This window comes from Phyllobacterium calauticae (assembly GCF_019991125.1).
Taxonomy (GTDB): Bacteria; Pseudomonadota; Alphaproteobacteria; order Rhizobiales; family Rhizobiaceae; genus Phyllobacterium; species Phyllobacterium calauticae.
Genome location: NZ_JAGENB010000009.1, coordinates 133,573 through 144,057 on the forward strand (window position 1 = coordinate 133,573; position 10,485 = coordinate 144,057).

General features: G+C 51.3%; 10 protein-coding genes and 2 pseudogenes. 6 read left to right on the forward strand and 6 right to left on the reverse strand.

The genetic code is table 11. The features are described from left to right. Positions 1–28: 28 nt before the first annotated feature. A complete protein-coding gene (locus J1W56_RS23155; RefSeq protein ID WP_223615648.1) occupies positions 29–529 on the reverse strand; it encodes a YciE/YciF ferroxidase family protein in 501 nt (166 codons plus the stop codon). 356 nt (positions 530–885) lie between these two features. On the opposite strand from J1W56_RS23155, the gene J1W56_RS23160 reads away from it, so the two are divergent. Further along, complete coding sequence (locus tag J1W56_RS23160) at positions 886–1,797, forward strand: hypothetical protein (RefSeq protein ID WP_223615649.1); 912 nt, start codon at positions 886–888, stop codon at positions 1,795–1,797. A gap of 556 nt (positions 1,798–2,353) precedes the next feature. Next, positions 2,354–3,253, forward strand: a pseudogene (locus tag J1W56_RS23165) (DNA topoisomerase IB). A gap of 273 nt (positions 3,254–3,526) precedes the next feature. On the opposite strand, the pseudogene J1W56_RS23170 reads toward J1W56_RS23165, so the two are convergent. The 5 genes and pseudogenes from J1W56_RS23170 to J1W56_RS23190 form a co-directional block, all read right to left on the reverse strand. Next, a pseudogene (locus J1W56_RS23170) lies at positions 3,527–3,903 on the reverse strand (general stress protein); the annotation flags it as partial. A gap of 34 nt (positions 3,904–3,937) precedes the next feature. Continuing rightward, positions 3,938–4,258 carry a PepSY domain-containing protein gene (locus J1W56_RS23175; RefSeq protein ID WP_223615650.1) on the reverse strand — a complete coding sequence of 107 codons (321 nt, stop codon included), beginning with the start codon at positions 4,256–4,258 and terminating at the stop codon, positions 3,938–3,940. 157 nt (positions 4,259–4,415) lie between these two features. Next, positions 4,416–4,640, reverse strand: coding sequence for a DUF982 domain-containing protein (locus J1W56_RS23180; protein ID WP_403184904.1), 225 nt, complete (start codon positions 4,638–4,640; stop codon positions 4,416–4,418). Between the two features lie 118 nt (positions 4,641–4,758). Next, positions 4,759–5,127: a hypothetical protein gene (locus tag J1W56_RS23185; protein WP_223615651.1), complete on the reverse strand. Its 369-nt coding sequence runs from the start codon at positions 5,125–5,127 to the stop codon at positions 4,759–4,761. 72 nt (positions 5,128–5,199) lie between these two features. Then, positions 5,200–5,703, reverse strand: coding sequence for a YciE/YciF ferroxidase family protein (locus J1W56_RS23190; RefSeq protein ID WP_223615658.1), 504 nt, complete (start codon positions 5,701–5,703; stop codon positions 5,200–5,202). A gap of 828 nt (positions 5,704–6,531) precedes the next feature. Between J1W56_RS23190 and J1W56_RS23195 the strand changes: the two genes are divergently transcribed. From J1W56_RS23195 to J1W56_RS26190, 4 genes are all read left to right on the forward strand, one after another. Beyond that, positions 6,532–7,740: a DUF2252 family protein gene (locus tag J1W56_RS23195; RefSeq protein ID WP_223615659.1), complete on the forward strand. Its 1,209-nt coding sequence runs from the start codon at positions 6,532–6,534 to the stop codon at positions 7,738–7,740. 1,130 nt (positions 7,741–8,870) lie between these two features. Beyond that, complete coding sequence (locus J1W56_RS23200; protein ID WP_223615660.1) at positions 8,871–9,080, forward strand: cold-shock protein; 210 nt, start codon at positions 8,871–8,873, stop codon at positions 9,078–9,080. A gap of 128 nt (positions 9,081–9,208) precedes the next feature. Further along, on the forward strand, positions 9,209–9,433 hold the full coding sequence (locus J1W56_RS23205) for a hypothetical protein (protein ID WP_223615652.1): 225 nt from the start codon (positions 9,209–9,211) through the stop codon (positions 9,431–9,433). Positions 9,434–9,650: 217 nt separating this feature from the next. Further along, complete coding sequence (locus J1W56_RS26190; RefSeq protein ID WP_223615661.1) at positions 9,651–10,130, forward strand: GGDEF domain-containing protein; 480 nt, start codon at positions 9,651–9,653, stop codon at positions 10,128–10,130. Positions 10,131–10,485: the final 355 nt, after the last annotated feature.

Below are 10,485 nucleotides of genomic sequence, written 5' to 3' on the forward strand. Positions count from 1 at the left end.
AGTATGACCTCCTCAGCCAGCGCGAGCTTTATGCCGCGGCCTGCTGCGCCTTGCGATTAACACCGCCTTCTGCAAGCTTCGTCAGTGCAGCATCGGTTGCTTTTTCTTCTTCCAAGGTTTGGACCAGAAGAGCCACGGCGTCCTTCATGCCCAATTCGTCAGCCCACCTGGCAAGCGTGCCATATCGTGCAATTTCATAGTGTTCGACTGCCTGTGCGGACGAAACCAGGCCGGCATCCAGCGCGGGTTCGTCCTTGAACTCATCGAGAATTTCCTCGCCTTCAGCAAGAATCCCTTCAATTGCTTCGCAGGTTTTTCCCTGAGCACGTTTTCCGAGAATTTCGAACACCTGCTGCAACCGCTCGACGTGCATTTCTGTTTCATCCCGATGCTTTTCGAACGCTGCCTTAAGTTCGGGCGTAACGGCGCCCTTTGCCATTTTGGGAAGAGCCTTCAAGATTTTCCGCTCGGCGTAATATACGTCCTTCAGTGTTTCGTGGAAAAGTTTATCCAGTGTTTTGTCTGTCATATCCATTCTCCATTTTTATCGTCGCTTTATGCAACGAACGGGTCATCAACGACACAAAGGAGTGATGGTTCCCGGCATCGGGCAAAAAGCGCTTCGACAGATTGCTCACGAAAAGAATAGAGGGTCAGAGTTCACGCCTATCAAATCCTTGAAGCGGCTCATGGGCATCGCATGGAACAAATTGCACCCCTTCAGACTTTATATACCAACAAAAGGAGAAGAATTTCTGCTCCTTTTGTTTGAAGCTTGGATCAGTACAGGAGGTTTCTATGGGACGCGGCATTCTTCTTTGGCTACTTGGAGTTCCACTTCCAATCATTCTTATCCTCTTTCTGTTCATGCGATAGGAGAGCGATATGTCCCTCACCGAATTGAATACTGGAATAAGTGCCGGCACTGAATCAAGTATAAGTGCTGTCAGCTGGGGACCGATCATTGCCGGAGCTGTCGCTGCTGTGTCGATCACCATACTCCTTACTTTGTTGGGATCAGGGTTTGGACTGACGATGGTTTCTCCCTGGTCCTCTGAAGGAGCGTCGGCGACATCATTTGCGGTATCCACGGCGATCGGCCTTATTGTTATTCAGTGGATTTCGTCTGGTGTTGGTGGTTATCTAACAGGGCGCTTGAGGACCAAATGGTCCGGTGTCCACAATGACGAGGTGTATTTTCGCGATACTGCACATGGTTTTATGGCCTGGGCGTTGTCGACTTTGTTCGTCGTAGCAATCCTTGGTTCGGCAATAACCTCAACCATAAGTGGCGGTATTAAGACCGTAGCGACAGTCACATCGGGAGCAACGAGCGCGGCAACCACAGGTGCGGCCAAAGCCTCCACCGATACATCCCCGTCCTATTACGTTGACAGCCTTTTGAGGCCAGCAGCAATACGGGCCGGTAGCGCTGAAGGATCTGAATCTGTGACATCGCAGGTATCACGCATTCTCCTCAACGCGGCCGCGACAGGAACTCTCCCTAGTGAGGATCGCGCTTATCTTGATCAGGTCGTTACTGCACGTAGCGGATTGTCAGAAGCAGACGCGAAAGCGCGTGTGGATGCGATTTTGTCTCGTATCGAGACTGCAAAAACCTCGGCCAAGGAAGCTGCTGACAAGGCACGCAAAGTGGGGGCAACGACCGCCTTTATGGGAGCATTTTCTCTGCTGATCGGAGCATTTATCGCATGTGTGGCTGCCGCTTTGGGTGGTAGACAACGGGACGATGAGGAAGAGCTTTATCGCTCGAACATGCGGACAGCGAACCAGTAGAACAATCCGCAAGAACAAAGTTACAAAACCCTCCACGCACCTGGGTGCGTGGAGGGTTTTCTACTTTCTTCTTTCCTGAAGATTTCTGGCGTAATCCGGGTGGGAATGATCGTTTAAATTTATCAGACGCACTGACTCAGGCCGTTTCCGCTCCACACGATCGGCGATGAATATCGGGATATACAAACAAAATCAGATTTCCAACCCTCATATCTCTTTGCCATCTGGTACTAAGTTACCAGTTCTGACGAAGCGATGCGGAAGTCCTATGCGCAGTTTACAAATTCCTAAAGACTGAGTTTCTGAAACGGGCGCTGAGGTGATTCATTTTTGGCTTTTCTGAGAATTTCGGCGGGGCCGCCACGCCGCTGAATTCGCGAGTTACGCCGAAAACCAGGGGAACAAGAGCAGCCTGTAATCGTTTTGCTGCAACGATTATAAGGGAAAAATCATGCAGTCCGAATACAAGGATCACGCAGCTGCCATAGGATTGAAACCTGTTGATCCTGAATCATTTACAATTGAGCGTAAAATTAAAAAAGATGCTGCCAGTTACATGAATGGCAAGAAGCCGGTCTCGAAATCTATTCGAGATCGATTGGAATCCCTGGTGATTCCACCGGCATGGACAAACGTTTTTTGTTGCAGCGATGATAACGGCCATATCCAGGTCGTAGGGCGGGATGCACTTGGACGACAGCAATATATCTATCATCCAGAATGGGTGGCGGTCAGAGATAAAATCAAGACCGATCGCCTTCTCACCTTTGGCAATGCACTCCCAAGAATCCGGAAAAGAGTATCGCGCGAGATAGCACGAGGGGGTCAAACTAACAAATCGATTGCAGCACTTGCCGTTAGATTGATTGATGTGAAGGTCTTTCGAGCGGGTCACGAAAAATATGCCAAAGATGGTGGACGGGGGATTGCCACTTTAAAGAAGAGCGACCTCAAAATTGAAGGCAACGTTGCGAGTTTCATTTTTGCCGGTAAATCAAAAAAGAAAAATGAGGTTACCATCAAGGACAAGCGTCTGGTGACGCGTTTGAAAGCACTTTCGTGACGCGGCCGCCTGTTCCAGTACAAGAAGGAGCATTGCTGGCAACCTCTTCGCGCCTCGGACCTGAATAATTACTTACGTGACGTGTCAGGTTCCAAAATCAGCGCAAAGGATTTTCGCACATTTCATGGTTCTGCGCGCGCACTCGAATTCTTAGTCAAGATTGAAGCGAAGACTGAATCTGCAAAAAAGCGCGCCATCGCATCTGCGATGCGGGATGTCAGCAAATTTCTCAGAAACACACCCGCCGTGGCGCGCTCGAGTTATGTCCACCCTTTGGTCACCGATGCCTTTCTCAGTGATACTCTTAAGCCTGCCTTGTGCCGCGAGCCCTTGCGCAAAGGGCTCTATGCCGCAGAGACCGGGTTGATGCGCCTCCTTGAGCGGCGAGTTTGAAAGTTTCCCGATACATGAGAGATCTGTTTGCAACGGCAATTGTGTCTCCAAACGTCAAAAGCGACAAAGAAAAAGTGCCCGCCCACATCGGGCGAGCTCCTTCGTTTCATTGCGTGAGTTGTTAAGGCCTGAGATTGCGCGTATTGCGAAGTCTGTCGCGTTCCCTCGCGGCCTGTTCTTCACTATACTCAGGACGTGATTCATCGAACTATTGATAATCGACCGGGCCAAATCAGCCTGGGCATCTTATGTGTGGACTGAGACGAGTGCGCAGCCCCGCGTATAAACATGCGCATTATCATGCGAAATGCCAGCCCTCGTCAGCGAACCAATGATCCCGCCTGCAGCACGCCTGCTGTTGCACCGGCCGCAATGCCTGCTGCCGTTGCGGCAAGCCATCCTGCAGCAACCACCGGGCCGACACCTGGAATGGCGAATAGCCCCAGTCCTGCGAGCAGACCGCCGGTACCGCCGACTACGGCACCCACGCCGGCTCCTGTTGCGGCGCCCTCGCCTGCGTAGGTTTCCGTGGTTTCACCTTCACGGCCGACAATGCTGATATCGGACGAAGGAATGCCAGCATTTTCCAGTTCGCCGACGACTGAGCGTGCGTCCTCGTAGCTGTCATAAAGTCCTGTAATCGTTTTCATGGGGTATCTCCTTTTGACGTGAGTTTGATCAATTCTACTTACTCGCCTCGGTGATATTTCCCTGGTAATCGAGTTTCACTGCGACTGGCTTGCCATCTTTCATAGCAGACTCTACCCAGATTCCATCGTGGCCCTTATTGAGCGATGTCACATCTGAATAACCTCTAGCTTCAAAGCGTTTTTTCGCCTGGCCTTCGGTAAAACTGTTCTTGCCCACAACAGGGGCCGCAGGATTGGCGGCATCGGGAGTTCCGATTGCAGGCGTCTGGGAATCAGAAGATGCCTTGGGTGCTTCTTGAGCGTGAGCAGCAGAAAGGATAGAAAGGGCGCCGAGCGCGATTAAAAACCGTTTCATTGGAACCTCCTTTGTCGGTGACCTTTATGTCGATCACATGGGGAGTTAGCCGCTGACGTCGCCCACAGTTACGCGGTAAATAGCAATTAATCCAATGGAAAAACAGTCAAAGCATGGAGAGACAGCCGCTCACTCCAGATGAACCATGAAGTCCATTTTACCTGTCGGTATTGGGAAAAAACCATGCTGCGGCACTCAAAAAAATGTGGGCCTCTTTGGCAGCATCAATGAAAAATGCCCGCGCCTTATACCCGGACAACCTGCCTTCAATTGCATCAACACACGCGATGCGGGCACGGGCGTGCTTGGGACCACGGGCAGCCGGCCAATCATTCAGTAAAAAGGCGGCGGCTTCCGTCATTGAGGTAATATGTCTTGGCATTTTAGGGTTGCCTACGCTAACGACCGGAAAATGTATGTTTTTCATTCGCCATAAACGCGAGAGAAAGGCGCTTGTTCCCATAGTAATTCGTATCAAAAAAAACCCGTAGGAAGTACTGCTAGGGATCAATCATACCTTCTCCCTTCACACGTATAATAATAGCCTCTTCATCGGCATCGTCGACCAAGGGATTTTTCGGCGGTGTCGGACCCGTAGGCCGGCTCGGAGTATGGTCCGCTTGATGTGCATCCATCGGTTCGAGAATACGGGCCGCTCGTCCTGAAAATGCTATGGCTGTTCCTTCGACAGAAGACGTTTGCTGCAACAGATCCACCGCGCTCTGAATGATTTTCAATTCGTCATATGGAGCGTTTTCACTATCGTCAATCTGCACCGAAACCCGATTACCGGTGTCTGCGACAAATTCAACATCATATCTGTTTTTGATAATAATTGAAGGAATCACAATCGCATCGATAATATTCATAAAACCTCTCCTCAGCGGTTTCCAAGGAAAAGGGAGACGACGTTCTGCAGCGAAACGTCGCCCCGCCCCCCTTTAGTTTGCAGCGGCGTTTACATGGGATTCGGCCACTCCCGTTAGGGCTCTGTCTGTTCTGATTTCCTCCTGGAGATTCAGGTCTAGCAGGCCTGCGCAATCGTCGCGTCCCAACTGCTTCGCCCATGCTATCAATGTGCCATAACGCGTAATTTCATAATGCTCTACCGCTTGCGCCGAAGCAATCAGCGCTGCGTCCAAAACGCGCTTGTCGTCGATTTCGCCACTTACATCATCGGCCTCTTCCAAAATGCCATCGATGGCAGGGCAATTGACGCCGCTGATTTCTATTCCATGCATTTCAAAAACCTGTTCCAGGCGCTCTATGTGCCCCTTGGTCTCTTGCAAGTGTTTTTCAAAGCCCTTTTTGAGCTCCATGTTTGATACCTTGTCCACCATCTTCGGCAGGGCTTTGACGATCTGGTTTTCCGCATAGTATATATCGCGCAGCGTATGCACGAATAGATCGTCCATCGATTTGATGTCTTTTGAGAAAAATCCCATTTCATCCTCCTGAACGGTTTTGGAATAGCGGCTTGTAACGTCGCGAAAATCAGCGCGGTCCAATAAATTAACCCCGCGAGATGAAATTGGTTCCGATGAAATCTGGTGCCGACCGGTTGTTTGGAGGGCCAGATATGGAACCAAGCTCATCTTCAGGCACTGCCCTCATGAATGCATGATAAATTTGCCCGGCGATCTGTCACTCGGAACTTTATGGGCTTTGCATCTGTTATAATTAAAAATTACAGGAGAGAGACGTGGTAAATTCTGCCGCGCCTGATCACGAAACTGTGTCCCGAGCAAAGCATTGTGTGGTACGTCTTCTAACGACTGGCCTAACCAGAGGCTGCGGACCTGCGTCGATTAAAGGCGTCACCACCTTATCCAGGGGTCCGAAGCGTCGAATATACGTAAAATGAGATGGTTAAGAGCAATCTAAATGAACGCGCCGTAGGATATTTAAAAATTTCACTGTTTTTACGATAGGGACGCTAAAGCAGTTTTGCTGCCGCGCGAAAGGCACGATAACACTGCGACTTGGAGGTATACTTTCCAATTGGCTCGCGGCCCTGGAACGCTCCTTTTACCGCGTTTTAAATGATGCAGCACGCCTTTTATTCCGAGGTTGGGTTTTCATTATATGGTGAGAGAGAGAGTGCTCCGGCACACTGTTGGCCGAACTAAAATCGGAACTTTCACGGCTTGGCGGGGCAATATCAGTTCAATTGATAGAAACCTTTCGCACGCGGCTCGCTCCCATTGGAACATAGTTGCTACATGCAGGTTATTGGCGGGAATAGAGAGAGGAATATTTTTGCCATGTCTCAAATGGATTCCGCTGTTCAACCAACAGAACGGTCAGAATGTCTGAAACGTATCCAGGAAAAAAAGATGGCTGTTTCCGCCGAGAGTTACGTTAGAGGCAGCACATTGTCTTTCTATAATTGGCTCCGGAACCTCAAAGATAATCAACTGCCGAAGAGCCCACCCATCTGGATTTGCGGCGATTGTCACTATGGCAACCTGGGACCGACGGTCAGCAAAAATGGTGACTTGGCAATCTTGATACGCGACTTCGATCAAACGGTCATTGGCAATGCCGCTTATGATATAATTCGCCTTGCTCTGTCTTTCGTAATGGCCGCCCGCGGTTCAGATTTGTCCGGCGTTACCACCACGGTTATGTTGGCCCGAATTCTGGACGATTACCAAACTGCCTTTTTGCCGCGCTCCAGCAAAGTATCCTTTAGGCCTGACGCAATAGCAAAGATAATGCATCAGGCATCTCGTCGAACCTGGAAGAATTTGGTCTCAGATCAAATGGAAGGCAAACAACGGGTATTACCCTTAGGGCCAAGGTTTTGGCCACTGTCAGAAGACGAACGTACCGCGCTCGCGCTTATGTTCGAAGGAGAGGATTTGCGGAAACTGGTTACCCTGATCAGTTCACGGCCAGACGATGACGCCATCGAACTGTTGGACGCGGCGTATTGGCGAAAAGGTTGCAGTTCCCTGGGGTTGTTGAGGGTAGCCGCACTGGTGAAGGTAGGAAAAGGTAAAAATCGTCACTTTTGCCTTATTGATATCAAGGAAGCTGTTGCACCGAACGCACCTCAAACAGTTCATTGCCAGAGCGGCAAAAGTCATGCGGATCGGGTTGTAGAGGGTGCCAGGCATCTTTCCCCATATTTGGGGGATCGAATGCTAAGCACGTCCCTATTGAGGAAGGCGGTTTTTGTGAGAGAGTTACGCCCTCAAGACCTCAAAATACAAATAGACAAGCTTACCCGAGATGAAGCGACCGATATTGCTGGTTATTTAGCCTTCATAATCGGGAAAAGTCATGCGCGGCAGTTAACTGCGAAACAACGCAACGACTGGCTCAAAACGTTGAATGCTCCGAGCCTACGTGGAAATGGTGGGGCAGACTGGCTCTGGAAGAGCGTTTCTGCTCTGGTGGGATTACACGAAGTAGCCTACCTGGCTCACTGCCGGGAGTTTGCACTGTCCACTATTTTAGCAACCGGATTTCTGTGATTTGTCGAGGAATTGTGTGCCCTTAGCCTGATCCGCGATAGCGCTGGGCGAGAACGGGCGTCGGGAAGACGCAGCCTTGAACGCGGCAAGCTGAGCGTCGGTGAGCCAATGGAGAAGCCGCGTGTCCTAGAAACATCTGTTGGTGTCTCGGCGGCTATTCGTCCGATTGCGCATCTGCGAGTCAGTTGGCCTTACGCGACGCAGCTGCATTGCAGCGGCACTGTCAGCGCCCAAGAGAATGGAACCGCCTATAAGGATCAGAACCCATAGAAAATTTTCCATCACTGTCCAGCTGACTCATCAAGTGCTTGCGGAGCCGGCTTTCCTGGTGATGGTTGATTGATTGGCACCAGCCTAAAGAATGCGGCCAATGCGATGATCGCCACTCTCGCCTCGTTTGAGTCTCTTCGTTACTTTTTTGCGCCCGATCCCATAATTTGCCTATTGCCAAGCCTATGCTGGCAGAAATACGCACGCGATATCCCCAGCGATCCGACCGGTTCGTCGGGTAACCGTGTCGACGCAACCCTACGAAGGGCGTACTTCTGCCGCCAGATCGTCTCCGCCATCTGAACGAGGGCGTGAATGCCTCACACGACCCGCGTTCCCGTCGCTGTGACCAGTGCCTCAACCCTGTCCTCAATGTAGAGGGGGCATGCGATAGATACTCTCATGCTTGAGAGCGACCCAAAGCAGCCGGGTTAGCGCCTCTATGGGAGATGCGTGCTGCCAATCGTGCACGACGGCCTGCTGCGCCCAGAAAAGGCACGATGGCATTGTTTACGTGACCATCATGTCGATGTCGCTTGGAGCAAGCTTTATAGGGTGGCGGAATGCGGCTGTTAAGATTGTTGTCATGGTTCCTGGATGGGTCTGCCGAAACGGGGTTGCAATTGTGTTTTTATGCCGTCCGCTCTGGAATCTCGCAAGCGGACGCCAACATATCGAAACCCAAAGGTTGACAATCGTGCGGCTTCTCTGTACTCCTGTGACATCGATATTTGCTTGCTGAGCTTTGGTTACCGCGCGTTTGGCACCGCGCCCTGAACGAACTTTCCTTTCAAAAATCGCAACCGTCATCCGCAGCGTTTCGCGTTGCGGTCATTCAATATGCTATGAAAGGGTTCATTATGACCACTGGCACAGTTAAATGGTTTAATTCCACAAAAGGCTTCGGCTTCATTCAGCCTGACAACGGCGGCGCTGATGCTTTCGTTCACATTTCCGCTGTTGAGCGCGCCGGAATGCGTGAAATCGTCGAAGGCCAGAAGCTCGGGTACGATCTTGAGCGCGACAACAAGTCGGGCAAAATGTCTGCTTGTAACCTGCAGGCTGCTTAACTGATATCTGCTTTCCTTTGACCACGGATGTACTGGCACTGCCGAGAGCATGATATCAAGCAAGGTCAGGCAAATTGCCTGGCCTTTTTTATTATCGCGCGCTGAGCGCGCCCCACTCCAGGACCAAAATGACACAGACATATAGCAAATCCCGCCAGCAGGCGGAGATTGCCTTCGGCAATGCTCAATCGCAGTATACGGCCCGAATCCATGCCGTTGTAGAGCATGATTCCGCTTTGCAGGATCGCGACGCGAAAACCCTTCGGCTGCGCGTAGCCCGTGAGGCAAAGGAATTACAGGATCGCCTGGCAGCGGCAGCTGCCCTTCTCGCCAAGCGCGGCCGGATCATCTGATCTTCCGAGCCACCGACACCCCCAATTGTCGAAGCGCTCCGTTTACGCGCGATGCATTCCAACATTCGTCCCGAGCTCCCAACATGATGAATGTCCCCAAGCTCCGTCCCGAAACTCTGCGCTATACGCTTCTTCTCAACGGAGAATTGGTCAGGTCATCGGCGATCATGCGGACCAATTTTGCTGGTGAGTGCCATCGCTCTCTCCTCCCGAAAGTGTGGCCTGCCATCCCAAACGTACGCGACCTGATCCACGGTCACAGACCCGTGCGTCAGAGGTTCAGCAGGGAGTTGCCTGCCGCCTTGATGTTCGTAGAAACCGCGATTGGGATTGTTGCCTAAGGCAAGAAGGATCAATCCTATTCGGCCGGTTTCCTCAAGGTCATCGACAACTTTTCCGAAGAGAGTGCTACCGACATTTCGACGCTGGTAGGTCTGGAGGATATAGTTGGCATATACCTTATCTTCTTCTGCCCAACACGCCGCTGAGCACAGCCGTCGATTATGCCGAACGGATCCGATCCCAGATCGCTTCAGCGGAACACAAGTTAAGAAACGACAGAATCAGTGTAACGGTAAACGCCAGCGTGGCAGTCCTGTGCGTAAGTGTGTATCACATTGATGCCGTCATGAAGGCTTCGGACAAAGCACTCTATCGCGCGAAAAGCGGCGGACGAAACCGCGTTGAAACCGCGTGAGCATTCCGGTAATGCAATGAAGACGCGTTGCCGGTTCCCACAAGGTCCAAAGTGGAGGCAATACTGCGCAGAGTTTTAATCCTCCCTAAACCTATTTGCAGCGCCTGGCTTGGAGCCGGCAAGGGACAACGACAAAGTTGAGGGGCGTTGACTGTTGCGAGGCGGCGGAACAATTCAGTGTTTGATCCGTTTTATAGTTGGGCTGACACCCCGTCAGTTGCTTGGCGCTGTTGATTTGCATTGAGAGCTGACCCGGGATTGCGGGAAAATATCACTGAGAATTGACCCATGTTTCAATCATCCCCTGTGGTTTCAGCGGGGGCACTGGAGTGATCGACATGGCGTTACTGAGCGT